Consider the following 26,120-nt stretch of genomic DNA (forward strand, 5'->3'; position numbering starts at 1 on the left):
TACGCTTCCCTCCGTACGCGCTTTCCCTATACTCGACCAGGCAAACATTTACTTACATCCGGACATAAATGTGACCTAGAGCACATCCGGGATGGAACGCAATTTCACTTAAGGAATCTCCATGACCCCATCACTATCTGGTCTGTTGGCGCGTTTGTCGCGCGGCAGCCTCGTTAAGCAAATACTGGTTGGCCTGGTGCTCGGCGTCGCGCTGGCACTGATCTCAAAACCTGCCGCCGAGGCCACCGGCCTGCTCGGCACGCTGTTCGTTGGTGCCCTGAAAGCAGTCGCGCCGGTTCTGGTTCTGACGCTGGTGATGGCTTCAATCGCCAACCATCAGCAAGGGCAGAAAACCAATATCCGCCCGATTCTGTGGATGTACCTGCTGGGTACGTTCTCCGCCGCGCTGACTGCAGTCGTAGTGAGCTTTATCTTCCCTTCCACGCTGCAGCTGACTACCGGCGCAACCGACATTACGCCGCCCGCGGGTATTGTTGAGGTGGTGCACGGCCTGCTGATGAGTATTGTGGCAAACCCGATTCATGCGCTGATTAACGCAAACTACATTGGCATTCTGGTGTGGGCGGTTGGCCTTGGTTTTGCCCTGCGCCATAGCAATGACACGACTAAAAACCTGATCACCGACGTTTCTAACGCCGTGACCTTTATTGTGACGGTGGTGATCCGCTTCGCACCGATTGGTATTTTTGGTCTGGTCGCATCGACGCTGGCAACAACAGGTTTTGGCGCATTGTGGGGCTATGCTCAACTGCTGCTGGTGCTGATCGGCTGTATGGCCGTTGTAGCGCTGGTGATTAACCCGCTGCTGGTGTTCCTGCAGACCCGTCGTAACCCGTACCCGCTGGTGCTGATGTGCCTGCGCGAAAGCGGCGTGACCGCCTTCTTCACCCGCAGTTCGGCGGCGAATATTCCGGTCAATATGTCGCTGTGTGAGAAACTGAACCTGGATCGCGATACGTACTCCGTATCGATCCCGCTGGGCGCAACCGTCAATATGGCAGGGGCGGCAATTACCATCACGGTGCTGACGCTGGCTGCGGTCAATACGCTGGGTATTCCCGTGGATCTGCCAACGGCGCTGCTGCTAAGCGTGGTTGCTGCGCTCTGCGCCTGCGGCGCATCCGGCGTAGCGGGCGGCTCCCTGCTGCTGATCCCGCTGGCGTGCAATATGTTCGGCATCCCGAACGAGATCGCCATGCAGGTGGTGGCGGTAGGCTTTATTATTGGCGTATTGCAGGACTCCTGCGAGACGGCGATCAACTCCTCCACTGACGTGATGTTCACCGCCGCCGTGTGCCAGGCGGAAGACGCGCGTTTGGCGAAGAACGCCGTGCGAGGTTAACAGCAAAACGGCAACCCTGAGGTTGCCGTTTTTAGTGTTTGTACCCTCTCCCCGTGGGAGAGGGCCAGGGTGAGGGCATCAGGCCGCACCGATTAAAGCGTCACACCACTCTTAAAGATCGCCAGCTCGCGGAAGTCGTTCTTCTCGTTGCAGGTCTGCCTGCCGCTGGCAAATTCCACAATCGTGTCCACGAATTCGCTCAGCAGCTGCGGCATCGCTTTGCCGTGGATCAGCTGGCCGGCATCAAAGTCGATCCAGTGTTTTTTCTTCGCCGCCAGCTCGCTGTTAGTGGCGATTTTCACCGTTGGCACAAATCCGCCGTACGGCGTGCCGCGCCCGGTACTGAACAGCACCATGTGACAGCCCGCTCCCGCCAGCGCACTGGTGGCGACCGCATCGTTGCCCGGTGCGCTCAGCAGGTTCAGACCGTGCGTTTTCAGCCGTTCACCGTAGCGCAGCACGTCCACTACCTGGCTGGCGCCCGCTTTCTGGGTGCAGCCCAGGGATTTCTCTTCCAGCGTGGTGATCCCGCCCGCCTTGTTACCCGGCGACGGGTTCTCATAAATCGGCTGGTTATGGGCGATGAAGTACTGTTTGAAATCGTTGACCATGGTGACGGTCTTCTCAAAGGTCTCTTCGTCGCGGCAGTGGCTCATCAGAATGCGCTCTGCGCCGAACATCTCCGGCACTTCGGTCAGCACCGTGGTGCCGCCGTTGGCGATGACGTAATCTGAGAAGCGGCCCAGCATCGGGTTAGCGGTAATGCCGGAAAGCCCGTCAGATCCGCCGCACTCCAGGCCAAACTTCAGTTCACTCAGCTTGCCCGGCTCGCGCTTGTCGTGACGCATCACCTCATACAGCTGGTGCAGCTGTTCAACGCCCGCTTCCACTTCGTCGTCCTGGTGCTGACACACCATAAAGTGCACGCGCTCAGGATCGAACTCGCCCAGCGTGTCGCGGAAGGCGTCGACCTGATTGTTTTCACAGCCGAGGCCAATCACCAGCACCGCCCCTGCGTTCGGGTGGCGCACCATATTTTGCAGCATGGTGCGGGTATTGATGTGGTCGTCGCCCAGCTGGGAACAACCGTAGGTATGGCTGAACAGATGCACGCCGTCGGTGCCTTCAGCATTGTTGGTCTCTTTCAGGAAACGCGTCTGAATTTGACGCGCGATCCCGTTCACGCAGCCAACGGTCGGGAGGATCCACAGCTCGTTGCGGATCCCCACCTCGCCGCTGGCGCGGCGGTAGATCTGAACGTCACGATCCGCCGGCTGATCGGCTTCCGCCTGGAAATCAGGTTGATAGCTGTACTCATCCAGATCGCTGAGATTGGTGCGGGTATTGTGGGAATGAATGTACTCACCCGGCGCAATATCCGCCAGCGCATGGCCGATGGGCAAGCCGTACTTCACCACGTTCTCCCCTTTCGCAATGGGGATCAGGGCAAATTTATGTCCACGTCCAATGGCCTGGCGTAACGTGACGGACTGGTTATCGAAAGTGACTTCCGTCCCTTCGGCCAGATCCGCCAGCGCGACGGCAACGTTATCCAGCGAATGGATTTTGATGTATTGCATATCAACCTCGAACGGCCTTAGTTCAGTTCAATGGCGAAGTAGTCACGCGCATTGTTAAAGCAGATGTTTCTCACCATTTCGCCCAGCAGCTGGATATCCGCTGGCGCTTCGCCCGCGTGCACCCAGCGGCCAATCATCTGGCACAGAATGCGGCGGAAATATTCATGGCGGGTATAGGAGAGGAAACTGCGGCTGTCGGTCAGCATGCCAACGAAGCGGCTCAGCAGGCCGAGCTGCGCTAGCTGCGTCATCTGACGCTCCATGCCGTCTTTCTGATCGTTAAACCACCAGCCGGAACCGAACTGCATCTTGCCCGGCATCCCTTCGCCCTGGAAGTTGCCGATCATAGTGCCCAGCACTTCGTTATCGCGCGGGTTCAGGCAGTACAGAATGGTTTTTGGCAGCAGGTTTTGCTCGTTCTGTTTGCTCAGCAGTTTTGACAGCTCTTCCGCCATCGGACGGTCGTTGATGGAGTCAAAGCCTACGTCCGCGCCCAGCAGTTTGAACTGACGCTGGTTGTTATTACGCAGCGCGCCGATGTGATACTGCTGAACCCAGCCGCGACGGGCATATTCCGCACCGAGGAACACCAGCACCGCGGTTTTAAACTGCGCCACTTCGTGGTCACTCAGGGCTTCGCCGGAGAGACGACGCGCCAGAATACTGTCCAGCTCAGCTTCACTGGATTCCGCGAACAGCACTACGTCCAGCGCGTGGTCAGACACTTTACAGCCGTGTGCGGCAAAGTGATCCAGACGTTTGGTCAGCGCGGTTTGCAGATCGTCAAAGCGACGAATGTCGGTATCCGAAACTTCCGCCAGCTTCGCCATGTAGTCGTTAAAGGTCGGCAGCTCGATGTTGAAGGCTTTATCCGGGCGCCAGCTTGGCAGCACTTTGATGTCAAACGTGCTGTCCTTCGCGACAACCGCGTGATGTTCCAGAGAGTCGACCGGATCGTCGGTGGTGCCCACCATCTTCACGTTCATCTGCTGCATGATGCCGCGCGCCGAGAAGCTATCCTGCGCCAGCAGTTCGTTGCACTGATCCCAGATTTCATCCGCCGTGGCGGGAGAGAGCAGCTTGCCGGTGATACCAAACGGACGACGCAGTTCGAGGTGCGTCCAGTGGTATAACGGGTTACCGATGGTGTGAGGAACGGTAGCGGCCCAGGCGTCAAACTTCTCGCGATCGGTCGCGTCGCCGGTACACAGGCGCTCGGCCACGCCGTTGGTGCGCATTGCGCGCCACTTATAGTGGTCACCCTTCAGCCAGATATCATACAGGTTTTTGAAACGGTAATTTTCGGCAACCTGCTGCGGCGGTAAATGGCAGTGGTAGTCGAAAATCGGCTGGTCTTTTGCGTAGTCGTGGTACAGGCGGCGAGCAAATTCGGTATCTAGCAGAAAATCGTCGGTCATAAACGGTGTCATTATCGTCTTCCTCATTACGGGAGCGTCAGAAAGCTTATGTTCAGATGCTGCAAAGTTATCACACCAATTTCCAGAGTCCGACGTTTTTTTCGTGAGTTAGATCAATAAACGTCGACAAATAAATTACCCTCAAAGGGGTAAACCCTCTCGCAGACCGCGCCAGTTCTGGCTTTGCGCGCGCCGCATAATGTCCCTACAAAGATTCACACTTTTGTGATGTCACTCACCTTTTAAAGTTGTATGACAAGTTATCTTTTCGCCGTCGCAAACTATAAGCCGACGGAATGCATTACCGGTGTTTGAGACATCGGATTTAACGGTACGGAAGCCGACTTAGCACGATTACTTATGGCAAGGTTCGGGCCGTTCCGGGACAGGTTCCCGGTTACGCCCCTCCCGTTACAGAACAACTCCCGGCAACGGTTGAGTTGTTGCCGTGTCCCGACACGGAAATAACATAACGATGAGGTTTTACATGCGTAAAATTAAAGGGTTACGTTGGTACATGATCGCACTGGTGACGCTGGGCACCGTGCTGGGCTACCTGACACGTAACACCGTGGCAGCAGCGGCGCCAACGTTGATGGAAGAGTTACATATCTCCACGCAGCAATACTCTTACATCATTGCGGCTTACTCTGCCGCTTACACCGTAATGCAGCCTGTTGCAGGTTATGTTCTTGATATTCTGGGTACAAAAATTGGTTATGCCTTCTTCGCTGTAGCCTGGGCCGTCTTCTGTGGAGCGACCGCGCTGGCCGGCAGCTGGGGCGGACTGGCGCTGGCGCGTGGTGCGGTAGGTGCTGCCGAAGCGGCGATGATCCCCGCGGGTCTGAAAGCCAGCTCTGAATGGTTCCCGGCAAAAGAGCGTTCAATCGCTGTCGGTTACTTCAACGTAGGCTCCTCCATCGGGGCGATGATTGCTCCGCCACTGGTGGTGTGGGCGATTGTTATGCACAGCTGGCAGATGGCGTTCATCATCTCCGGTGTGCTGAGCTTTGCCTGGGCCATGGCGTGGCTGATCTTCTATAAACACCCGCGCGATCAGAAAAAGCTGTCTGACGAAGAACGTGACTACATTATTAATGGTCAGGAATCTCAGCATCAGACCGACAACGGCAAAAAGATGTCCGTCTGGCAGATCCTGGGCACCCGTCAGTTCTGGGGTATCGCCCTGCCACGCTTCCTGGCAGAACCGGCCTGGGGTACGTTTAACGCCTGGATCCCGCTGTTCATGTTTAAAGTTTACGGCTTTAACCTGAAAGAGATCGCGATGTTCGCCTGGATGCCAATGCTGTTTGCTGACCTGGGCTGTATCGTCGGCGGCTACCTGCCACCGCTGTTCCAGCGCTGGTTTGGCGTGAACCTGATTGTGTCCCGTAAGATGGTGGTCACCATGGGCGCCCTGCTGATGATCGGTCCGGGCATGATCGGCCTGTTCACCAGCCCTTACGTGGCTATCGCCCTGCTGTGTATCGGGGGCTTTGCTCACCAGTCTCTGTCCGGTGCGCTGATTACGCTTTCTTCCGACGTGTTTGGTCGTAACGAAGTCGCCACCGCCAACGGCCTGACCGGGATGGCCGCCTGGACCGCAAGTACCCTGTTTGCGCTGGTGGTCGGCGCGCTGGCGGATACGATTGGTTTCAGCCCGCTGTTCGCGGTACTGGCTGTCTTCGACCTGATGGGTGCGGTGGTTATCTGGACGGTGCTGAAGAGCAAATCCGCCGATGAACTGGCGAAAGAGTCCCTTGGGGGACCGGCGACGCAGAGTTAGCGTTGTTGTGCCGGGTGCCGGCTCCGCCTTACCCGGCCTACAAAACCCAATAAAATCGTAGGCCGGGTAAGCGCAGCGCCACCCGGCCAAATCTTCTCAAAAGCCGCCTCCGGGCGGCTTTTTTCATGGCGAAATATGGAGAGTGGCACGCAAAAGTGGTATAACAAATCATTCGCCGTACCCTGCCTGGAGCGCATATGGAAATCACCGAATCACGTCGTTTATATCAACAACTTGCCGCCGAGCTGAAAGATCGCATCGAGCAAGGGGTCTATCTTGTCGGTGATAAACTTCCCGCTGAGCGTTTCATTGCGGATGAAAAAAGCGTCAGCCGCACGGTGGTCCGCGAAGCCATCATCATGCTGGAAGTGGAAGGGTATGTTGAGGTACGCAAAGGTTCCGGCATTCATGTGATTTCCAGCCAGGCGAAACACTCCCCCACCCCGGACGAAAGTCTGGAGTTTGCCAGCTACGGTCCGTTTGAGCTTCTCCAGGCTCGCCAGCTGATTGAAAGCAACATTGCGGAATTTGCTGCGACGCAGGTGACCAAGCAGGACATCATGAAGCTGATGGAAATCCAGGATCATGCGCGTAAAGAAAAATGTTTCCGCGATTCCGAATGGGACCTGCAATTCCACGTCCAGGTCGCCCTTGCCACTCAGAACACGGCGCTGGCGGCAATCGTTGAAAAAATGTGGACTCAGCGCGTTCACAACCCGTACTGGAAGAAATTGCACGATCACATTGATTCCCGCACGGTAGACAACTGGTGTGACGACCACGACCAGATTCTTAAGGCTCTGATTCGTAAAGATCCGCATGCGGCGAAACTGGCAATGTGGCAGCACCTGGAGAACACTAAACAGATGCTGTTTAATGAAACAAGTGATGACTTTGAATTTAACGCTGACCGCTATCTTTTTGCCGATAATCCGGTCGTTCACCTCGATACCGCGACCAATCTCGCAAAATAAGCTCCCGAACTGCTGGCAGGCGCACCGCCGCGCCTTCCGGCCAGACAGGGTAAGAAAACCTCTATAGTGTCAGCCTTTGTAAAATTTCTCGCTCCCCTCCGTGGCTTACGCCAAAATCGTGTTTCCCCTCAAATTCTGTGACGCAGAACGTCGGGCTTTGTTACAATTGGATTCACTTCGTTATTTTGTAAGTTAGTGCTTGCTAACCAGCCAATTAACAGGGAACAGTGTTGGCCACACATCAATGTGTCCGCGAGCGACCATAATGAAATCATAACAATGTCGCCGTGCTGTTTTCCCGAATGACAGGCGTGACGTTAACCGATTTCCAGGAACACTGAATGGAACTTTTGACCCAACTACTGAACGCCCTCTGGGCTCAGGATTTCGAAACGCTGGCCAACCCGTCCATGATTGGCATGCTCTACTTTGTGTTATTTATGATCCTGTTCCTTGAGAACGGTCTGCTGCCTGCTGCCTTTTTACCCGGCGACAGCCTGCTGGTGCTGGTCGGGGTGCTCTGTGCAAAAGGGGCGATGGCTTTCCCGCAAACGGTCCTGCTTTTGACCATTGCCGCCAGCCTGGGCTGCTGGGTGAGTTACATTCAGGGGCGATGGCTGGGTAACACGCGAATCGTTCAGAACTGGCTTTCGCACCTTCCGGCCCATTACCACCAGCGAGCGCACCACCTTTTCCATAAGCATGGGCTTTCCGCCTTACTGATCGGCCGCTTTATCGCATTCGTACGCACCCTGCTGCCCACCATTGCGGGCTTGTCCGGCCTGAGCAGTACGCGCTTCCAGTTCTTTAACTGGATGAGCGGCTTGCTGTGGGTGCTGATCCTGACCACGCTCGGCTACGCGCTGGGTAAAACGCCGGTCTTTATGAAATATGAAGATCAGCTGATGTCTTGCCTGATGCTGCTGCCCGTCGTTCTGCTGGTGTTTGGCCTGGTCGGGTCCCTGGTCGTACTGTGGAAGAAGAAATACGGAGCCAGGGGTTAACGATGGTTATCTCCCCGCTCGCGCTGCGCCGCTTCTCTTACGCTATCGTCGCGCTGATGATGTTCAGCGCTCTTATCCTGCTGTGGTCTGCGCTACAGCATCAGGAGTCGACGCTGGCTATCCGTCCTGTGAGCCAGGGAACCAGCGTGCCGGATGGTTTTTCCATCTGGCATCATCTGGACGCAAACGGGATCCGCTTTAAGAGCATCACGCCGCAAGACGATGTGCTGCTGATAAAATTTGACTCCAGTGCGCAAAGCGCCGCGGCGAAAGCCGTGCTGGACCGCACGCTGCCGCAGGGTTACATCATTGCGCAACAGGATGATGACAGCCACGTAGCCTCCTGGATGTCACGGTTACGCGACACGTCGCATCGATTTGGTTAACGACTAAGATTCCGAATATTTTCACCTACTTTGGTGAAACTCCCGTTTACTTACTATGCTTAAGTACGCGGAGCACCCCTCAGATGTTCTCCGCATAGTTCTGGAACACGGCTTACGCCGTAACACAATGGAAGGTTTCTATAATGAAATACCGCATCACCCTGGCTCTGGCCCTTTTTTCTTTAAGCACAGCTTCCTTCGCTATGTCTCTTTGTCAGGAGAAAGAACAGGATATCCAACGCGAAATCAGTTATGCCGAAAAGCATAACAATCAGCACCGGATCGACGGGCTGAAAAAAGCGTTGAGCGAAGTGAAAGACAACTGTACGGACAGCAAGCTGCGTGCCGATCATCAGGAAAAAATCGCTGAACAGAAGGACGAGATAGCCGAGCGCCGTCAAGACCTACAGGAAGCGAAAGAGAAAGGTGATGCGGAAAAAATTGCCAAGCGCGAGAGGAAGTTGCAAGAGGCGCAGGACGAACTGAAAGCGCTGGAAGCTCGCGATTATTGAGTTAACGGAAATCTCAACAGGAGAGAATCATGTCAAAAGATACAACTTCAGAAAATCTGCGCGCTGAACTGAAATCCCTGGCGGACACGCTGGAAGAGGTGCTGAACTCTTCTGCGGATAAATCGAAAGAAGAAGTAAGCAAACTGCGCAGCAAAGCGGAGCAGGCACTGAAAGAGAGCCGTTACCGTCTGGGTGAAACCGGTGATGCGCTGGCGAAACAGACCCGCGAAGCGGCAGCGCGCGCAGACGAATATGTACGTGATAATCCATGGACGGGTGTGGGTATTGGCGCCGCAGTGGGTGTGGTGCTGGGTGTCCTGCTGACGCGTCGTTGATTATGGACGATCCACGTCACGCACAAGGGCCTGCTAAAAACGTCCTCGGCATCGGCCAGCGTATTCTTACGACGCTGGTCGGGATTGCCGAAACGCGCGTCCGGCTTGCGGTAGTGGAGCTGGAGGAGGAGAAAGCGAATCTCTTCCAGATGCTGCTCATGCTTGGGCTTACGATGCTCTTTGCCGCGTTTGGTCTGATGAGCCTGATGGTGTTAATCATCTGGGCTATCGATCCACAGTATCGTCTGAACGCGATGATTGCGACTACCGTGGTTCTGCTGGTGGCGGCGCTGATAGGCGGTATCTGGACCCTGCATAAAGCGCGCACGTCGACCTTCCTGCGCCATACGCGCCAGGAGCTGGCCAACGACCGCGCCCTGCTGGAGGATGATAAGTCGTGAGCGACAAAGCCGAACGTCAAAAGCGGAAAGCGTATCTGTTGAGCCAAATTCAGCAGCAGCGGCTGGATTTGTCTGCCAGCCGTCGAGACTGGGTTGAAGCCACGCATCGGTTTGACCGTGGCTGGAACACGGTTCTGAGCCTGCGCTCATGGGCGCTGGTCGGCAGCAGCGTGATGGCGATCTGGTCGGTTCGGCATCCTAACATGCTGATCCGCTGGGCACGCCGCGGCTTTGGCGCCTGGAGCGCCTGGCGTCTGGTGAAAACCACGCTGCGACAGCAGCAGTTGCGCTAGCCTTCTTGCCGGGTGACGGCTACGCCTTACCCGGCAAAACCCCCTCCCTTACTCAATATCTTTGAAGAAGATTAACAGTTTTCCTTGCTAACATTTGCCATCCGCCCCGTTTACACTCCTCTCCATCGACAGCAAAGACGCGGTATCTACCCGAATTTGCACGCAAATAACGTTTAGCCGCTGATGTGGTTTCCTGGAGAGTAAAATGAAAAAATTAGAAGATGTTGGTGTACTGGTAGCGCGTATTCTGATGCCTGTTCTGTTCATCACCGCAGGCTGGGGCAAAATTACCGGCTATGCGGGCACTCAGCAGTATATGGAAGCGATGGGCGTGCCGGGGTTCCTGCTGCCACTGACCATTCTGCTTGAGTTCGGCGGCGGCCTGGCAGTGCTGTTCGGTTTCCTGACCCGCACCACGGCGCTGTTCACCGCAGGCTTTACCCTGCTGACCGCGTTCATCTTCCACAGCAACTTTGCGGAAGGCGTGAACTCCCTGATGTTCATGAAAAACCTGACCATCGCGGGCGGCTTCCTGCTGCTGGCTATCACGGGTCCGGGCGCCTACAGCATCGACCGTCTTCTGAATAAGAAGTGGTAAGCAGGCTATACTGATTACATTCAAAGCGAGGAGAAATCTCCTCGCTTTTGCTATCTGACGGAGGAGTAAAAAATGGGACAACTCGTAGACGGCGTCTGGCAGGATGTCTGGTATGACACCAAATCCACCGGTGGACGCTTTAAGCGCTCTGTTTCGGCCTTCCGTAACTGGCTGACCGCCGACGGCGCACCCGGCCCGAGTGGCGAAGGGGGCTTTGCGGCGGAAAAAGATCGTTATCATCTGTATGTTTCTCTCGCCTGTCCGTGGGCGCACCGCACGCTGATTGTGCGCAAACTTAAAGGTCTCGAATCGTTAATTCCGGTTTCGGTGGTCAACCCGCTGATGCTGGAAAACGGCTGGACGTTCGACAGTGGCTTCCCGGCCGCGACGGGTGATGAGCTTTATCATCACGATTTCCTGTATCAGCTCTATCTGCGCGCCGATCCGCACTACACCGGACGCGTAACGGTGCCTGTGCTGTGGGACAAGAAAAACCAGACGATCGTCAGCAATGAATCCGCTGAAATCATTCGCATGTTCAATACCGCGTTTGACGCTCACGGTGCACGCGCCGGGGATTACTACCCGGTTGAGCTGCGCGAGAAAATTGACGAGCTGAACGGCTGGATCTACGACAACGTCAACAACGGCGTCTACAAAGCGGGCTTTGCCACCAGTCAGGAAGCGTACGACGAAGCGGTCGGCAACGTGTTTGGATCCCTGGAGCGCCTGGAGCAGATCCTCGGCCAGCATCGTTATTTAGCGGGCGATCGCCTCACCGAAGCAGACATCCGCCTGTGGACGACGCTGATCCGCTTTGATCCGGTATATGTCACCCACTTCAAGTGCGACAAGCATCGCATCAGTGATTACCTGAACCTGCACGGTTTCCTGCGCGACATCTATCAGATGCCGGGGATTGCGGAGACGGTCAATTTTGACCATATTCGCACCCACTATTTCCGCAGTCATAAGACCATCAACCCAACGGGCATTATCTCCATTGGCCCGTGGCAGGACCTGGATGAACCGCACGGGCGCGACGTGCGTTTCGGATAATTATTTAGGGAATCAATTGATTCCCTTTTTTAATTCACAGCATACATCTATCCTTACCTCGATCGCTTAGAAAACAAGTGATTGACTGATTAAGAGGCAAGGAAAAATGGACTGGTATTTAAAAGTACTGCGCAACTACGTTGGATTTGGTGGCCGTGCCCGCCGTAAAGAGTACTGGATGTTCGTTCTGGTGAACTTCGTCCTGATTATGGTGCTGGGCATTGTGGACAAGATCCTCGGCTGGGAACGCGAGGGGGGTGAAGGCATTCTCACCACCATTTATGGTGTGTTAGTTCTGCTGCCTTCATGGGCCGTACTGTTTCGTCGTCTCCACGACACCGATCGTTCGGCGTGGTGGCTGCTGTTGCTGTTGATCCCGCTTATCGGCTGGATCGTGATTTTGATTTTCAACTGTCAGAGCGGGACGCCGGGCGAAAACCGCTTTGGTCCGGATCCTAAGGCAAGCGCGTAAATTCTGCCCGGTGGCGCTTACGCTTACCGGGCCTACGCTTATTTGTTGTGGTGGGCAAAGAGCTTTGGAATTTCACGCAAACACCACGATTTGGCTTCGCCCATGCTGTCGCGACGCCACGCCATAATGATATCCACTTCGCTGGTGTATTCCGGGCTGACGACGCGCAGCCGCCCTTCTGCAATGTCCTTTTCGACAAACGGGTACGGCATAGTCGCCACGCCCAGCCCCGCCAGGAGCGCCTGTCGCTTATCTTCCAGCGACGTTACCGTCAGTCGCGGCTGTTTATCCAGCAACTGTACCGTTAACACCGGGCGCTCTCGGGCGGTATCCGCGACCGCCACGCCGCGGTATTTCACGCGCGTGACCTCAGAGAGCGGCTCCGGCTCCTGATGGATAGGGTGATCCGGGGCGGCGACGTAGACGTTCATCACGCTGTACAGTTTGCGCGAATTGATTTCTGACGATGAGCGGAAATGCATGTCCGGCGCAATCACGATATCCGCCCTGCCCGTCTCAAGACGCTCCCACGCCCCGGCCAGCACCTCGGTGATGATCGACAGCTGGGTATTGGCTTTCGCGGCCAGTCTGTCCACCAGCGGGAACAGCGCCTCGGTGGGCACCAGCGCTTCGGTCACCAGCGTCAGATGGGTTTCCCAGCCGCGGGCCAGCGCTTCGGCATCGGTCGTCAGCTTATCCGCCGCTTCCAGCAATACGCGGCCGCGCTCCAGCAGCATCCGCCCAACGTTGGTGAATTTTGTTCGATGACCGGAGCGATCGAAGAGCACAACATCCAGCTCCTCTTCCAGCTTTTGCATGGTGTAGCTCAGCGCAGACGGAACGCGCCCCAGTTCATCTGCCGCCGCGGCAAAGCTGCCGCGCCTGTCAATCGCGTCCATGACGCGAAGCGCCTCAAGCGTCAATGCTCTCTCTTTAGCCATCTCGTTCTCATTCAGGAAATTTGAACATACCAGGCAGAATATCTGGCTAACAATGCAGCGTCCATACCTTTACCATTGATTTAGTGTAAAGAGAGGTCAAGTTTATGATTACGACAAGAACAGCGAAACAGTGCGGACAAGCCGATTTCGGTTGGTTGCAGGCCCGCTACACCTTTTCCTTTGGACACTACTTTGACCCTAAACTCCTCGGTTACGCTTCACTGCGCGTATTGAATCAGGAAGTGCTCGCCCCGGGCGCGTCCTTCCAGCCGCGCACGTACCCTAAAGTCGATATCCTGAACCTGATCCTGGAAGGCGAGGCAGAATACCGCGATAGCGAGGGCAATCATGTCCAGGCGAAGGCTGGCGAGGCGCTGTTAATTTCCACGCAGCCAGGTATTAGCTACAGCGAGCATAACCTCAGCAAAGATAAAACGCTGACCCGCATGCAGCTGTGGCTGGATGCCTGTCCGGAGCGGGAAAATCCGCTGGTGCAAAAAATCGATCTGAAGGGCGGTAAACAGCAGCTGATTGCCTCGCCAGACGGCAGCAAAGGCAGCTTGCAGTTGCGCCAGCAGGTGTGGCTGCACCATATCGAACTGAAAAAAGGTGAACAGGCGAGCTTCCAGCTTCATGGCCCGCGTGCCTATTTGCAGTCCATTCACGGAACGGTGCATGCGGTCACGCATACGGAAGAGAAAGAAGCGCTCACCTGCGGTGACGGGGCGTTTATTCGTGACGAAGCGAATATCACCCTGGTTGCCGATACGCCGCTGCGCGCGCTGCTGATTGATTTGCCGGTGTAAAGAACGCTACCCGCCCCTCACCCTGGCCCTCTCCCCAAAGGGGAGAGGGAACGATCGAGCCCCTCGCCCCTCTGGGGAGAGGGGTTGGGGTGAGGGGAAATTTTTACACCTTACTCGCCATAATCTCAATGATCTGCCGGTCCGTCGCCTGCATTGAGCGGCACGCCAGGGCGCACAGGTTAGAGATAGACTGTTCCACGTCGTGCGCCACAATCCCCTCGTTACCCGTCACCGCAGTATCATCCAGCGCCATCATCACGGCTTTCCAGGCGCTGGTGACGCTGGTCGAGACCTTCATTGCGCAGCTGTTAGAGGCCCCATCGCAGATCATCCCGCTCACGTCGCCGATCATACTGCCGATCGCCATGGCAATGGTCTGGTAAGATCCGCCCATCAGCCACGCCATCCCCGCCGCTGCCCCCATTCCGGCCGTTGTCGCCGCGCACAACGCGGACAAGCGCGGAAGCTGGTAGTGGATATAGATAGCCGACAGATGCGAGAGCATCAGCGCCCGCGCCAGCCGTTCGTCATCGGCCTGAACGTGCTCAGCCACCACCACTACCGGCATGGTGGCGGTGATGCCCTGATTCCCGGAACCCGAGTTGCTCATCGCCGGCAGCGTCGCGCCTCCCATGCGGGCATCCGAGGCTGCGCTGGTGCGGATAATAATGTCTGAACCCAGATCCTGCGCCATCCAGCCGCGTGCGCGCTGTTTATTGAGCGTCGCGCCAATATGCAGCCCCCAGTTGCCACGCAAACCTTCGCGGGAGAGCGCATCGTTCAGCCGCCCCGCATCGAGGATAAAGCGGATCGCGTCAAACGGCACCTGCTCTACAAACTCAAGGATCTGCGACAGCGTGGTGGTCGAGAGTACCGCCAGCGGATCGTCGTTGTTCTGGCTCTGACGATCGTCAAGCCTGAAGCGCGTTTCGCCCTGACAAACTACCTCCACCACGCGAGTGTGCCCGCCAGCGATGGTCACCATCGCCGAGGATTCACCGACGTAAACGCAGGCGCGTGAATAGAGGATCTCCTCGCACGGCTCCTGCAATTTAACCTGCACCAGACCCGCGTTCAGCAGTGCTTTGGCGCGCGTTAGCGCCTCGGCCGACGCGTCTTTCAACACCTCCAGCCCGGCGTGTGCATTACCGCCTGTCGCCCCCAGCGCGGCCGCGATGGGTAAACCGACCATACCGGTGCCGGGCACCGTTACGCCAAGCCCGTTTTTCATCAGGTTCGGCGATACCCACGCCTCGATACGCGTCACCTCACCGTCAAGCTGTCCGGCAGCCATCGCGCACGCCAGCGCCAGCGAGACGGGTTCGGTACAGCCCAGCGCAGGCTTTACCTCTTCCTGCACAGCGCGAATAAAATGGTTCCATAAAGGATTAATTTGCTCAGACATCGTTACGACCTTATTTAACCTCATGAGAAGGCGAGGAAAGGAGAAACACAAAGCAGCAGCCCGGTAATCACAATAATCACCAGCGATACGCCTTTATATTTATGAAGTGCGGGCACTTTGTAGACCAGCCACGCCGGAATTAAGCAACCCACCATCCCGAAAATAGGGCTACAGATGGAGGTGAAGCTCAGCACCGGCGCGTTTAACACAATCGCGCTCCAGGCAAGCAGGATAGCGAACAGCATAATCCCGCGCTGGACGGTGCTTTCATTGATTTTCTCCGCCGGCATTTTGCGGCGCAGGATGTTCATCACGATGCCCTGCGTCGCCTCACGAAAGCCGAGATAGACGCCAAAGAACGCGGTCATCACGGCAAAAATGTTGAGGATCACGCTGACGATTTTGACCCAGCCCGCACCGTCACCGCTGATGAACTGTGCTGCGATTGCCAGGGCGGAAATATTCTGCTCGTAGGCTTTTACCGCCTCGTCGTGCCCCATCGCCAGCGTAAAGGAGACCGCGTAGAAAAAGACCGTCACAAACAGCACGCCAAAAGCGATATTCATTGCCCGCAGCGCCTTATGACGCGCCACCTCTACGGATTTTTCCCGTGAACGATAGGAAATCACCATCGGGCTCAATGTCTGAATAAACAGAATGGAGGTTAAGGTGAAAGGCAGCGTAATAATGGCATTTTTAATCAGCAGGCCCATCGGCGGCAGCATACCGACGTTGGCTAAATGCCAGAGGCCAATCATCGAAAGCCCCAGCGCCGCAACCACAAATAATTTGGTCAGCACCATCAGGCTGGAGACTTTAAACAGCAGTTTTTCACCGCGCGACGAAATGGCGACCAGAATGCAGATCAGGAATAAGCCGTAGAACGGATTTTCCGACAGCAAACCGTCGGTTACGCCGAAGGTGTGCAGGTAGGATGCGCTGTCGTTGGTGATAGCCGTGGAATAGACAAACATCCAGATCACCAGCATCACGAAATAAAGCGCACCCAATAAGATGCCCCAGTTTTTACCTAAATAACCGCTAATGACGCTCGGGTAATCTTTGCATTCCGGTGATTCCGCCAGCGTATTAATAAACAGGCGCTGGAACAGGTACATAGCCGGATAACCAATTATCGACGAGAGTAAAAACACCCACAGCCCCATTAATCCAACCTGCACAGGAAGAAAAACGATGCCCGCGCCGATAGCCATCCCGATACTCATGATGACCCAGCCCGTATCGGTGCTGTCGAACTTGATCGCCTCTCGCCATTCGCTTTCGCTCATTCCCGCCCGCCTTGCCGCAGGGGAATCACTCACAATCACACTGCTGTTTGTTGCCATATTCATTGGGCACTCGCTTATTTTGTAGGGTAACTGGTTGTTTTTATAAGGTTCCGATCGCCAGCGATTGCGAGTCAGAGGGTGCAGGTGTGAGTTATTGATATGGGAAGATCATATCCGGAGCGCGAGAGAAAAAAGTCACAACTTTTATAGGGATTTTCTAAAGCGAGAGAATAATATTACTTCGGATAGCAGAAAGGAGAGTAAGTTTTCTAAAATTGACGGCGTTCACAAAATTAAAAGCCTCCTCATTTGAGGAGGCTGAAGATGAAGCCTGTATTACATCGCCTGCGTAAACGTCCTCGAAATCACGTCCTGCTGCTGCTCGCGCGTCAGGGCGTTAAACCGCACCGCATAGCCTGAAACGCGGATCGTCAGGTTCGGATAGTTCTCCGGATGGGCAATGGCATCCAGCAGCATCTCCCGGTTCATCACGTTGACGTTCAGGTGTTGCCCGCCCTCAATGGTCGCTTCGTGGTGGAAGTATCCGTCCAGCAGCCCGACAAGGTTGGTTTTGCGCACCGGTTCGTCCTTGCCCAGTGCCTGCGGCACGATGGAGAAGGTGTAGGAGATCCCGTCTTTGGCATAGGTGAACGGCAGCTTGGCGACCGAGGTTAACGACGCCACCGCCCCTTTTCTGTCGCGCCCGTGCATCGGGTTGGCGCCAGGCGCAAACGGCGTGCCGCCGCGACGTCCGTCCGGCGTGTTGCCGGTCTTCTGCCCGTAAACCACGTTGGAGGTGATGGTCAGGATCGACTGCGTCGGTACCGCGTTGCGGTACGTCGGCAGCGCCTGGATTTTCTTCATAAAGCGCTCAACCAGATCGCAGGCGATACTGTCCACGCGATCGTCGTTGTTGCCGTACTGCGGATAGTCGCCTTCGATGACGAAATCGATCGCCAGACCAGTGTGGTCGCGCACCGGTTTTACCGTGGCGTATTTGATGGCCGACAGGGAATCCGCCGCCACCGACAGCCCGGCAATGCCGCAGGCCATGGTGCGGTAGACGTCCCGGTCGTGCAGCGCCATCAGCGAGGCTTCGTAGCTGTATTTATCATGCATATAGTGAATGAGATTCAGCGCGCTGATGTACTGCACCGCCAGCCAGTCCATGAAGTGATCGAGGCTCGCCATTACGGTGTCGTAATCCAGTACCTCATCCAGCAGCGGCTCGGTTTTCGGCCCCACCTGGATCTTCAGCTTCTCATCCACCCCGCCGTTGATTGCATACAGCAGCGTTTTCGCCAGGTTGGCGCGTGCGCCGAAGAACTGCATCTGCTTGCCGATCACCATCGGGCTGACGCAGCAGGCAATGGCGTAGTCGTCGCTGTTGAAGTCGGCGCGCATCAGATCGTCGTTCTCGTATTGCAGCGAGGAGGTGACGATCGACACCTGCGCGGCGTATTTCTTGAACGCGATCGGCAGTTGTTCGGACCAGAGGATCGTCAGGTTTGGCTCCGGCGCAGGCCCCATGGTGTGCAGGGTATGCAGGTAGCGGAAGCTGTTTTTGGTCACCAGCGTACGGCCATCCAGCCCCATGCCGCCAATCACTTCCGTGGCCCAGATCGGATCGCCGGAGAAGAGCGTGTCGAACTCCGGCGTGCGCAGGAAGCGTACCATGCGGATCTTCATGATGAAGTGGTCGATCAGCTCCTGGGCCTGCACCTCATTCAGCCTTCCTGCCTGCATGTCGCGTTCAATGTAGATATCAAGGAACGAGGCCGTGCGCCCCAGCGACATCGCCCCGCCGTTCTGGGATTTCACTGCGGCAAGGTAGGCAAAGTAGACCCACTGCACCGCTTCCTGCGCATTCATCGCCGGACGTGAAATATCAAAGCCATAGTTCGCCGCCATCTGCTGGATCTGGAGCAACGCACGTTTATGCTCCGCCAGCTCCTCGCGCAGGCGGATCGTGGCCTCCAGATCTTCTCCGCGCTCCAGTTTCCCCTGGAGATCGGCGAACTGAAGTTCACGCTCGCGCACCAGATAGCTGATGCCGTACAGCGCCACGCGACGGTAGTCGCCGATGATGCGTCCGCGCCCGTAGCCGTCCGGCAGACCGGTCAGCACCCCCGATTTGCGGCAGCGCATCATCTCCGGGGAGTAAACGTCAAACACGCCCTGGTTGTGGGTTTTGCGCAGGTCTGTGAAGAGATATTCAAACTGCGGATCCATCTCGCGACCGTAGGCTTCGAACGAGCTGCGGATCATGTTGATCCCGCCGTACGGATGCAGGGCGCGCTTGAGCGGCTTGTCGGTTTGCAGGCCAACGATCGTCTCCAGCTCCTGATCAATATAGCCCGGCCCGTGCGCGGTAATAGTAGTGGCGATGTTGGTGTCAAAATCCACCGGGGCGTGAGTAGCATTCTCCTGACGAATGCCGACCATCACCTTCTGCCACAGCGCCGTCGTTGCTGGCGTCGCCTGCGCGAGGAAAGCTTCATCGCCTTCATAAGGGGTGTAGTTATGCTGAATAAAATCGCGCACGTTAATGGCGTTTTTCCATTCTTCACCGCGAAACCCGGCCCATGCGTCGCTGTAAGGCGCGACGCCCGTATCGATTGTTACTTTCATCAGATTCTCGCTTTATCAGGCGTAAGCCGCAGCCGGAGTAACCTTCCCAAGACGGAGGGCATCCAGTGCGATCATTTTTTCTTCATTGGTAGGGATCACCGCGCAGGCCGCGCGGGACGACTCGGTAGAGATCACGCGCTCGCCCGCGCTGCCCGGCAGGGCATTTTTGGACTCGTCGAGGATGATGCCAAACACCTTAAGATGCTCCACCACCAGCGCGCGGATAAGCACGGAGTTCTCACCGATCCCGCCGGTAAACACCACGCCATCCAGACGGTGCAGGGACGCGGCATGACCGGCGATATGTCGCGCAATCCGGTGGACAAAGGTCTTTATTGCCAGCCGCGCCCGCTCGTTGCCGTCATGCCAGGCTTTCTCCAGCGCGCGCAAATCGGAGGAGATGCCAGAGATCCCCAGCAGCCCGGACTCTTTGTTGACCACGCGCTCCAGATCCTCGAACGACTGGCCGGTCTGCCGGGCAATCCACGCCATCGCGCCAAAATCCACGTCGCCGCAGCGCGTGCCCATCACCAGTCCTTCAAGCGGCGTCATCCCCATGGACGTGTCCACGCTTACGCCGTTACGCACCGCGCAGATGGACGCCCCGTTGCCGAGATGGGCAATCACCAGGCCGCTGTCATCGGGAGAGAGCCCGAGAAGCGCGTGCGCCTGCGCCGACACGTAGCGGTGAGAGGTGCCGTGGAAACCGTAGCGGCGCACGCCCAGCTCTTCAAAATAGCGGTACGGCAAGCCGTACAGATACGCCTGCGGCGCCATGGTCTGGTGGAAGCTGGTATCAAATACCGCCACCTGCTGCACGCCGGGGAACAGGCGCCCGGCGGCTTCCACGCCGCTCAGGTTGGCGTAGTTATGCAGCGGCGCCAGCGGGGAGACCTCGCGGATCTGCGCCATCACCTCTTCCGTGATCAGGGTCGACTCGCTGAAGAGGTCGCCGCCGTGGGCAATGCGATGGCCAATCAAGGCCACGCTGCCCATCAGGTTGCGTTTCTCCAGCTCCAGGGCGATGGCGGCCAGCGCCCCTTCGTAGTCCTGGTGAGCCAGTCTGACCGGCTCACCCCCATTCACGGAAATAAAGGCTTTTTCTGTGTTGATGCCGTCCGCAATGCCCGTCATCAGGGCATCGCAGCCTGCGGCGTCCAGCACCGAGAACTTAACAGAGGACGATCCGCAGTTAATGACCAGTACTACCGGAAACTCAATCATGGTATGGCTCCGCTCTTCCTGAGCTTTGGTTTAAAACAGTTTGTACACGATGTTCAGAATGGTCAGCAGGCCGACCACGGTTACGAAGATGTTCTCGGTCCGGCCTTTATATTTCGCCAGCGCAGGCGCCTTGCGGATGGCGTACATCGGCAGCAGGCACAGCAGAGAGGCGATAATTGGCGCGCCCATGGCTTCAATAAGGTCCAGGATGTTCGGGTTGGCGTAGGCCACAATCCAGGTGGAGCCCATGATGAAGACCATGCTGATGGTGTTCAGCTTGCCCACGGAGACTTTCTTCTTGTCGCCCTTGTAACCGAACTTGAGGATCAGACCGTTCAGCCCCTCCAGCGTGCCCAGATAGTGGCCGAAGAAGGATTTAAAGATAGCGACCAGCGCGATGATGGAGGCGCCGTATTCCAGCACCGTGGCGAACGTGGTTTTACTGCCTGACATCGACGCGAAGTGGTTCGCCAGGTAAGAGAGCACCGGAATGTTCTGCGCTTTGGCGTCCGCCATGTTCTGCGGAGAGAGCGTAAACAGGCAGCTAAAGGCGAAGAACATCACCACCGCCACCATCAGCAGGCTGGCGCGACCAATGATTTTGGAACATTTCTGCTCGGTAAACTCTTTCCCGAACTCCGGTTCGTACTCTTCGCGCTTGGAGACCACAAACGAGGAGACGATAGGCGAGAAGTTGAAGGAGAAGACCATGATGGAGATCCCCAGCCACACCGTGACCAGAATGCCGTCATGACCGGTGAAGGCGATATCGCTCAGGTTAACCTGGTCGATCACCGCCGAGTTCCAGTACGGGATCAGCGAGAGAGAAATCAACACCAGGCTGGCGATGAACGGGAACACCAGATAGCTCATCACCTTCACCATCAGGTCTTTACCGAACCAGATAACAAAGGCCATCAGCAGCAGCAGGAACAGCGCCACCACGCCGCGGTTCAGGGCGGGCATCTGGAGCTGGTTTTCCCAGAAGGTCATAAAGGTGTTGGTAATGGTGACGCCGTAAATCCACAGCAGCGGGCAAATGGCAAAGAAGTAGAGGAAGGTGATCACCACCCCGCCGGTCTTACCAAAATGCTCCTCCACCGTTTCGGTGATGTTGCCGGAGACGTTACTGCCGGACAAACACAGACGCGCCAGCGCGCGGTGGCAGTAAAACGCAATCGGGAACGCGAGTACCAGCATCAGCAGGATAGGGATCAGGCCGCCAAAGCCTGCGCGGATGGGGAAGAACAGCACGCCTGCGCCAATGGCGGTACCAAACAGGCCGAGCGTCCAGGTGGTATCCGATTTACGCCAGGTGGACGTTTTTGTCTGGCCAACGATAATGCTTTCTGTGTTGCTCATAAGTCATCCTTTATGCGTCAACGAAGCCGGTAATTTGGGAAACACGGGAGAGATCGATATTGCCGCCGGAAATAATGCAGACGGTTTTTCGGCCCTGAATATAGTGGTCCAGCTTGCCGCTTAATAACGCCGCGCACGCCAGCGCACCGGCACCTTCCGTGACCACTTTATTTCGCTGAATAAGCGCGATCATGCTGTTGCGAATCTCGTCTTCACTGACCAGCACAATGTCATCGACTAATTCACGAACGATTTCGAAGGTTAAATTACCTGGGCGAGACACGTCGCAGCCGTCAGCTAATGTGCCGGTAACACGATGACTGGTTATTTCTCCGGCCTGATACGATGCCGCCATTCCGTGCACATTTTCAGACTGCACGCCGATAATATTGATAGTTGGGTTGATGGATTTAATTGCTGTCGCAATACCGGCAATTAAACCGCCGCCGCCGATGGGGACAATCACGTTATCCACGTCATATAAATCTTCGAGGATTTCCAGGCCGATTGTGCCCTGGCCGGCAATGACTTTCGGATCGTCGTAAGGCGGGATAAATATGCGCCCTTCCATCTCGACGATTTCGCTCACTTTGGCGATGGTGTCGTTAAAGTTCTCGCCGTGCAGCACCACTTCGGCGGAGTAGTCGCGCGTGGCGGCAACCTTGGATTTCGGCGCGCCCATCGGCATGACCACTTTGCCGTCGATGCCGAGCATGGCGCAGGAGAGAGAGACCCCCTGCGCGTGGTTCCCTGCGGAACAGGCCACCACGCCCTTGCGTTTTTCCGCATCAGTCAGCGAGCTTAATTTATTAAATGCCCCACGTATTTTAAACGAACCGGTACGCTGCATATTTTCAAATTTCAGGAATATCTCACCCTTACACCGTTCGCTCAGATAATTCGAGCGCGGCATACCGGTTTTATAGATCTTTCCCGCCAGTCTTTTTCTGGCGTCCTGAATATCTTCAATGGTCACCGGGAGATCGTAAGTAATGTGCATAATATCCTCGTTATAATAATTCATTGTTTTCAGGCAAAGTCAGGGTATCAGAGCGTTAAAAAGCGTCGCTCCGGGTGTTTTAAATCATCATTATTTCTATCGTCGTTTTTCGATATTCATCGACGAATATTGTTTTGCCAGTTCAACTAATACTGACGCCGATTTTTTAATACTGTAATTTTTTGACCACACGGCGGCATAACGCGCCACGGGTAATTCATCTTCCACCGGCAGAACAATAAACTGGTCCGAGCCGAATGGCGCAATCATGTCACGGGGGATCACCGTCAGGTAATCGGCATTGAGGACAAGGTTATAGATGGTGACGACGGAATCGGTCTGGACGATGTTTTCAATGCTGATGTGGTTGTCTTGCAGGGTGGTCAGGAGTTCGTTGTAGTAGCCCATATCGGTTTGCGGCATCACCCACTGCTCGTGCGTGAGCGATGCCAGTCTGGTCGGGCCGGTGCACGTTCGTGATTTACTCGCCACCAGCACAAACTCGGATTCAAACAGTGGCTCAACGTGAAGATCCTGAAGCTGCATCCCGTCGCTCAGCGTGCCGATGGCGAAATCCAGCCGGCCATCGCGAATGGCGGGCAGGAATGAAGAGAGCTGCGCTTCATACATTGAGACGCGCGCTTTCGGGAACACTTCCTTGAATTTTTTGATCATCCCGGACAGGAAGGTGAAGCCAATCAGCGACGGATAGCCAAAAGAGACGTCCATGACGGTACTGAAACTGAGGCTGTTGATCTCGCTCACCATGTTTTTCATTTCGCGGGTGATCGACTCAGCGTAGGACAGCAGCACCTGACCGGCGGCAGTGAGTTTTACGCCGGTGTTCTTACGCACCATCACTTCCACCCCAAAGTAGGATTCGATGTCGCTGATGATTTTGCTGACGGCAGGTTGCGTCAGCCCCAGTTGTCTTGCAGCAGAACCTATGGAGCCACTTTTGATGACTTCCTGAAATACCACGAGGTGCTGTGTTTTCGGTAGAATAATAGTATTCATAATATTCTGCGCTTATTTCCCTATGACGCAGCGGATTCTACCCAATATTGTTTCAGGGGGTATGTGCTGTTACTCACAATTTGCCAGGACGCTCTGTTTTCAATCGCACCCTAAATCTATTTATGTCTTTAAAAATCAAGTGCTTATCACAATAAAAATACGCATTTACGCTGATATTGATCAATAAAAAACGCGGTAATAAATTTATTTTATGGCAATAACCAGCGTGAATTTTTTTGCCTTAAAAATATTAATAAAGGCTATCTTTCAGGCAATTAAAGGTTAATAAAACACCATTATTCCTTTAAAACATTTTTGTGGTTTATCAACTTTACCAGGAATATTTATTCACTTTCCGGTTAAAGAGTGGGATATATCACACATTCACCAGAAGAATGTTTTTAGATTCAATATTAAATTATCAAATGAATAACATTCGGCATCACTGACTAAACATTTACAACATCTTCTCAACACTAAAATTTTCTAATTTTATAGCGTTAAATTTTGTGATTACGATCATGCGCAGCAGATGAGAGGAACACACAGTCAGGCAAATAGTGAAATGTGCTTAGCGTCGCAAAATTGAGAATTGATGTCGTTTGGCGCTTCGCTTACCCGGCCTGCAACCTTCAGAAAACAAAAACCCCGCCGAAGCGGGGTTTCGTAAGAAGTTGAAGCTGACCGATAAGCCGGGTTCTGTCGTGGACAGTCATTCATCTAGGCCAGCAATCGCTCACTGGCTCAAGCAGCCTACCCGGGTTCAGTACGGGCCGTACCATGTGAACCCCTATTTGGCCTTGCTCCGGGTGGAGTTTACCGTGCCACGGACTGTTACCAGCCGCGCGGTGCGCTCTTACCGCACCCTTTCACCCTTACCTGATCCCGCTTGCGCGGGCCATCGGCGGTTTGCTCTCTGTTGCACTGGTCGTGGGTTTCCCCCCCAGGCGTTACCTGGCACCCTGCCCTGTGGAGCCCGGACTTTCCTCCCCTCCGCCCGTCTCCCCCGAAAGGGACGACGACGAAGCGGCGACTGTCTGGTCAGCTTCGGCGCGCAGTATAGAGGGTTTGCGCGCCGCTGTCACCCCTGGCTACGCATGCCTACCTGCAATGTGGCCGCGATATTCCGCGAGGCGCGGTAAATGTTGTCATATGCTCCCTGGAACGCCTCTTCCAGTGAACCGATACTGGTCAGTACGCTGAACACCGCGTCGATGCCGTACTGATGCACCACACCCACATCCTGCGTCAGACTTCCGGCAATCCCGATCACCGGCTTATGGTATTTTTTGGCGACGCTCGCCACGCCGACGGGCACTTTGCCATTAATGCTCTGGCTGTCGATGCGCCCTTCCCCGGTCAGCACCCACGTGCAATCGTGAATATGTTCTTCAAGATTGAGCGCCTGAGTGACAATCTCGATGCCGCTTTTCAGCTCAGCGCCCAGGAAGGCCATCAGCGCCGCGCCCATGCCGCCCGCGGCGCCAGCCCCCGGAACCCGGTTGACGTCAATGCGCAGTGATTTTTTGATCACCCCGGCGTAGTGGCCAAGATTGGCGTCGAGTTCGAGGATCATCTCCTCCGTGGCGCCTTTTTGCGGGCCAAAGATACGCGACGCGCCGCTTTCACCCACCAGCGGATTCGTCACGTCACAGGCGACGCGGATTGCGCATCCCTGAAGACGCGGATCGAGATCGGAAATATCAATCCGGTTAAGCGCCATCAGGCTGCCGCCGCCGTAGCCGATCTCCGTCCCGTTCGCATCCGTAAACTTCGCACCCAGCGCCTGCATCATACCCGCGCCCCCATCGTTGGTTGCGCTCCCGCCGATACCGATAATGATGTTGCGCGCGCCTTTATCCAGCGCACTGAGGATCAGCTCCCCCGTCCCGCGCGACGTCGTGACGAGCGGGTTACGCTGCGCGGGAGGAACAAGCACCAGGCCGCTGGCGGCGGCCATCTCGATAAACGCGGTGGCACCGTCGCCCGAGATCCCCCAACTGGCCTTCACCTTTTCCCCTAACGGGCCGGTGACGACAGCCTGCTGCCAGGTGCCCTGCGTCGCGGCGATCATCGCTTCAACCGTACCTTCTCCGCCGTCAGCAACGGGAACAGACACGTAATGAGCGTCGGGGAAAATTTCCCGAAATCCTTTTTCTATCGCCTGCGCCACCTCGGTGGCAGACAGGCTTTCTTTATAAGAGTCTGGCGCGATTACGATTTTCATAGTTGTATGCCTGAGCCGTAGGCCCGGTAAGCGTAAC

At 55.8% G+C, this 26,120-nt stretch carries 24 protein-coding genes and 1 other RNA gene; 13 read left to right on the forward strand and 12 right to left on the reverse strand.

What is annotated here, in order from left to right:
- The first annotated feature begins 121 nt into the window (after positions 1 to 121).
- Positions 122 to 1,363: a serine/threonine transporter SstT gene (gene sstT / locus RS584_RS20095; protein ID WP_315748540.1), complete on the forward strand. Its 1,242-nt coding sequence runs from the start codon at positions 122 to 124 to the stop codon at positions 1,361 to 1,363.
- A 92-nt stretch (positions 1,364 to 1,455) separates the two neighbouring features.
- On the opposite strand, the gene RS584_RS20100 is transcribed toward sstT, so the two are convergent.
- Positions 1,456 to 2,943, reverse strand: coding sequence for an altronate dehydratase family protein (locus RS584_RS20100; protein WP_315748541.1), 1,488 nt, complete (start codon positions 2,941 to 2,943; stop codon positions 1,456 to 1,458).
- Between the two features lie 17 nt (positions 2,944 to 2,960).
- Positions 2,961 to 4,373 (reverse strand): glucuronate isomerase, encoded by a 1,413-nt coding sequence (gene uxaC, locus RS584_RS20105; protein WP_315748542.1) that lies wholly within the window; start codon positions 4,371 to 4,373, stop codon positions 2,961 to 2,963.
- A 475-nt stretch (positions 4,374 to 4,848) separates the two neighbouring features.
- On the opposite strand from uxaC, the gene RS584_RS20110 reads away from it, so the two are divergent.
- From RS584_RS20110 to RS584_RS20160, 11 genes are all read left to right on the forward strand, one after another.
- Positions 4,849 to 6,147, forward strand: a complete 1,299-nt coding sequence (locus RS584_RS20110) for an MFS transporter (RefSeq protein WP_047747010.1) — start codon at positions 4,849 to 4,851, stop codon at positions 6,145 to 6,147.
- Between the two features lie 197 nt (positions 6,148 to 6,344).
- Positions 6,345 to 7,121: a transcriptional regulator ExuR gene (exuR, locus tag RS584_RS20115; protein ID WP_003862635.1), complete on the forward strand. Its 777-nt coding sequence runs from the start codon at positions 6,345 to 6,347 to the stop codon at positions 7,119 to 7,121.
- Positions 7,122 to 7,462: 341 nt separating this feature from the next.
- Entirely contained in the window at positions 7,463 to 8,125 is a 663-nt protein-coding gene (gene yqjA / locus RS584_RS20120) for a DedA family general envelope maintenance protein YqjA (protein ID WP_003862638.1), read from the forward strand.
- Positions 8,126 to 8,127: 2 nt separating this feature from the next.
- Positions 8,128 to 8,511 carry an EnvZ/OmpR regulon moderator MzrA gene (gene mzrA, locus RS584_RS20125; RefSeq protein WP_003862640.1) on the forward strand — a complete coding sequence of 128 codons (384 nt, stop codon included), beginning with the start codon at positions 8,128 to 8,130 and terminating at the stop codon, positions 8,509 to 8,511.
- A 143-nt stretch (positions 8,512 to 8,654) separates the two neighbouring features.
- A complete protein-coding gene (locus tag RS584_RS20130; protein WP_017382428.1) occupies positions 8,655 to 9,023 on the forward strand; it encodes a DUF1090 domain-containing protein in 369 nt (122 codons plus the stop codon).
- 29 nt (positions 9,024 to 9,052) lie between these two features.
- Positions 9,053 to 9,358 carry a YqjD family protein gene (locus RS584_RS20135; RefSeq protein WP_003862645.1) on the forward strand — a complete coding sequence of 102 codons (306 nt, stop codon included), beginning with the start codon at positions 9,053 to 9,055 and terminating at the stop codon, positions 9,356 to 9,358.
- Between the two features lie 2 nt (positions 9,359 to 9,360).
- A complete protein-coding gene (locus RS584_RS20140; RefSeq protein ID WP_315748543.1) occupies positions 9,361 to 9,759 on the forward strand; it encodes a phage holin family protein in 399 nt (132 codons plus the stop codon).
- Positions 9,756 to 10,052, forward strand: a complete 297-nt coding sequence (locus RS584_RS20145; RefSeq protein WP_003862649.1) for a YqjK-like family protein — start codon at positions 9,756 to 9,758, stop codon at positions 10,050 to 10,052. The genes RS584_RS20140 and RS584_RS20145 overlap by 4 nt, the downstream gene beginning before the upstream one ends.
- Positions 10,053 to 10,257: 205 nt before the next feature.
- On the forward strand, positions 10,258 to 10,650 hold the full coding sequence (locus RS584_RS20150) for a DoxX family protein (RefSeq protein ID WP_006812075.1): 393 nt from the start codon (positions 10,258 to 10,260) through the stop codon (positions 10,648 to 10,650).
- Positions 10,651 to 10,722: 72 nt separating this feature from the next.
- Positions 10,723 to 11,709: a glutathione S-transferase family protein gene (locus RS584_RS20155; RefSeq protein ID WP_017382429.1), complete on the forward strand. Its 987-nt coding sequence runs from the start codon at positions 10,723 to 10,725 to the stop codon at positions 11,707 to 11,709.
- 106 nt (positions 11,710 to 11,815) lie between these two features.
- Positions 11,816 to 12,181, forward strand: a complete 366-nt coding sequence (locus tag RS584_RS20160) for a DUF805 domain-containing protein (RefSeq protein WP_015571946.1) — start codon at positions 11,816 to 11,818, stop codon at positions 12,179 to 12,181.
- Positions 12,182 to 12,219: 38 nt separating this feature from the next.
- Here RS584_RS20160 and yhaJ read toward each other — a convergent pair whose 3' ends face one another.
- Positions 12,220 to 13,122, reverse strand: coding sequence for a DNA-binding transcriptional regulator YhaJ (gene yhaJ / locus RS584_RS20165; protein WP_003862655.1), 903 nt, complete (start codon positions 13,120 to 13,122; stop codon positions 12,220 to 12,222).
- A gap of 104 nt (positions 13,123 to 13,226) precedes the next feature.
- On the opposite strand from yhaJ, the gene RS584_RS20170 reads away from it, so the two are divergent.
- Positions 13,227 to 13,928: a pirin family protein gene (locus tag RS584_RS20170; protein ID WP_017382430.1), complete on the forward strand. Its 702-nt coding sequence runs from the start codon at positions 13,227 to 13,229 to the stop codon at positions 13,926 to 13,928.
- A 103-nt stretch (positions 13,929 to 14,031) separates the two neighbouring features.
- Here RS584_RS20170 and RS584_RS20175 read toward each other — a convergent pair whose 3' ends face one another.
- The 9 genes from RS584_RS20175 to garK all read right to left on the reverse strand — a co-directional run bounded on the left by RS584_RS20175 (position 14,032) and on the right by garK (position 26,083).
- Complete coding sequence (locus RS584_RS20175; protein WP_126766432.1) at positions 14,032 to 15,333, reverse strand: serine dehydratase subunit alpha family protein; 1,302 nt, start codon at positions 15,331 to 15,333, stop codon at positions 14,032 to 14,034.
- Between the two features lie 20 nt (positions 15,334 to 15,353).
- Entirely contained in the window at positions 15,354 to 16,685 is a 1,332-nt protein-coding gene (locus RS584_RS20180) for an amino acid permease (protein ID WP_017693942.1), read from the reverse strand.
- A 273-nt stretch (positions 16,686 to 16,958) separates the two neighbouring features.
- Positions 16,959 to 19,253: a formate C-acetyltransferase gene (gene pflB / locus RS584_RS20185; RefSeq protein WP_315748544.1), complete on the reverse strand. Its 2,295-nt coding sequence runs from the start codon at positions 19,251 to 19,253 to the stop codon at positions 16,959 to 16,961.
- Positions 19,254 to 19,268: 15 nt separating this feature from the next.
- Positions 19,269 to 20,477, reverse strand: coding sequence for a propionate kinase (gene tdcD / locus RS584_RS20190; RefSeq protein WP_045344033.1), 1,209 nt, complete (start codon positions 20,475 to 20,477; stop codon positions 19,269 to 19,271).
- A gap of 30 nt (positions 20,478 to 20,507) precedes the next feature.
- Positions 20,508 to 21,839: a threonine/serine transporter TdcC gene (tdcC, locus tag RS584_RS20195; protein WP_315748545.1), complete on the reverse strand. Its 1,332-nt coding sequence runs from the start codon at positions 21,837 to 21,839 to the stop codon at positions 20,508 to 20,510.
- A 10-nt stretch (positions 21,840 to 21,849) separates the two neighbouring features.
- A complete protein-coding gene (gene tdcB, locus RS584_RS20200) occupies positions 21,850 to 22,839 on the reverse strand; it encodes a bifunctional threonine ammonia-lyase/L-serine ammonia-lyase TdcB (protein WP_023304478.1) in 990 nt (329 codons plus the stop codon).
- A 96-nt stretch (positions 22,840 to 22,935) separates the two neighbouring features.
- Complete coding sequence (tdcA, locus tag RS584_RS20205; RefSeq protein ID WP_006812085.1) at positions 22,936 to 23,856, reverse strand: transcriptional regulator TdcA; 921 nt, start codon at positions 23,854 to 23,856, stop codon at positions 22,936 to 22,938.
- A gap of 672 nt (positions 23,857 to 24,528) precedes the next feature.
- Positions 24,529 to 24,905: RNase P RNA component class A (gene rnpB / locus RS584_RS20210), an RNA gene on the reverse strand.
- A gap of 32 nt (positions 24,906 to 24,937) precedes the next feature.
- Positions 24,938 to 26,083 (reverse strand): glycerate 2-kinase, encoded by a 1,146-nt coding sequence (gene garK, locus RS584_RS20215; RefSeq protein ID WP_315748546.1) that lies wholly within the window; start codon positions 26,081 to 26,083, stop codon positions 24,938 to 24,940.
- Positions 26,084 to 26,120 lie beyond the last annotated feature (37 nt).

It is taken from the genome of Enterobacter sp. DTU_2021_1002640_1_SI_PRY_ASU_LCPMC_013 (assembly GCF_032389435.1).
In the GTDB taxonomy this organism is placed as follows: Bacteria; Pseudomonadota; Gammaproteobacteria; order Enterobacterales; family Enterobacteriaceae; genus Enterobacter; species Enterobacter hormaechei_C.

Coding starts and splice junctions, on each gene's coding strand:
- tdcA (WP_006812085.1), bottom strand. CDS start 23,856: ATGAATACTATTATTCTACCGAAAACACAGCACCTCGTGGTATTTCAG.
- RS584_RS20110 (WP_047747010.1), top strand. CDS start 4,849: ATGCGTAAAATTAAAGGGTTACGTTGGTACATGATCGCACTGGTGACG.
- RS584_RS20175 (WP_126766432.1), bottom strand. CDS start 15,333: ATGTCTGAGCAAATTAATCCTTTATGGAACCATTTTATTCGCGCTGTG.
- RS584_RS20150 (WP_006812075.1), top strand. CDS start 10,258: ATGAAAAAATTAGAAGATGTTGGTGTACTGGTAGCGCGTATTCTGATG.
- tdcC (WP_315748545.1), bottom strand. CDS start 21,839: ATGAGCAACACAGAAAGCATTATCGTTGGCCAGACAAAAACGTCCACC.
- RS584_RS20160 (WP_015571946.1), top strand. CDS start 11,816: ATGGACTGGTATTTAAAAGTACTGCGCAACTACGTTGGATTTGGTGGC.
- uxaC (WP_315748542.1), bottom strand. CDS start 4,373: ATGACACCGTTTATGACCGACGATTTTCTGCTAGATACCGAATTTGCT.
- pflB (WP_315748544.1), bottom strand. CDS start 19,253: ATGAAAGTAACAATCGATACGGGCGTCGCGCCTTACAGCGACGCATGG.
- tdcB (WP_023304478.1), bottom strand. CDS start 22,839: ATGCACATTACTTACGATCTCCCGGTGACCATTGAAGATATTCAGGAC.
- tdcD (WP_045344033.1), bottom strand. CDS start 20,477: ATGATTGAGTTTCCGGTAGTACTGGTCATTAACTGCGGATCGTCCTCT.
- sstT (WP_315748540.1), top strand. CDS start 122: ATGACCCCATCACTATCTGGTCTGTTGGCGCGTTTGTCGCGCGGCAGC.
- RS584_RS20130 (WP_017382428.1), top strand. CDS start 8,655: ATGAAATACCGCATCACCCTGGCTCTGGCCCTTTTTTCTTTAAGCACA.
- RS584_RS20140 (WP_315748543.1), top strand. CDS start 9,361: ATGGACGATCCACGTCACGCACAAGGGCCTGCTAAAAACGTCCTCGGC.
- exuR (WP_003862635.1), top strand. CDS start 6,345: ATGGAAATCACCGAATCACGTCGTTTATATCAACAACTTGCCGCCGAG.
- RS584_RS20135 (WP_003862645.1), top strand. CDS start 9,053: ATGTCAAAAGATACAACTTCAGAAAATCTGCGCGCTGAACTGAAATCC.
- mzrA (WP_003862640.1), top strand. CDS start 8,128: ATGGTTATCTCCCCGCTCGCGCTGCGCCGCTTCTCTTACGCTATCGTC.
- RS584_RS20155 (WP_017382429.1), top strand. CDS start 10,723: ATGGGACAACTCGTAGACGGCGTCTGGCAGGATGTCTGGTATGACACC.
- yqjA (WP_003862638.1), top strand. CDS start 7,463: ATGGAACTTTTGACCCAACTACTGAACGCCCTCTGGGCTCAGGATTTC.
- yhaJ (WP_003862655.1), bottom strand. CDS start 13,122: ATGGCTAAAGAGAGAGCATTGACGCTTGAGGCGCTTCGCGTCATGGAC.
- RS584_RS20170 (WP_017382430.1), top strand. CDS start 13,227: ATGATTACGACAAGAACAGCGAAACAGTGCGGACAAGCCGATTTCGGT.
- RS584_RS20180 (WP_017693942.1), bottom strand. CDS start 16,685: ATGAATATGGCAACAAACAGCAGTGTGATTGTGAGTGATTCCCCTGCG.
- RS584_RS20100 (WP_315748541.1), bottom strand. CDS start 2,943: ATGCAATACATCAAAATCCATTCGCTGGATAACGTTGCCGTCGCGCTG.
- garK (WP_315748546.1), bottom strand. CDS start 26,083: ATGAAAATCGTAATCGCGCCAGACTCTTATAAAGAAAGCCTGTCTGCC.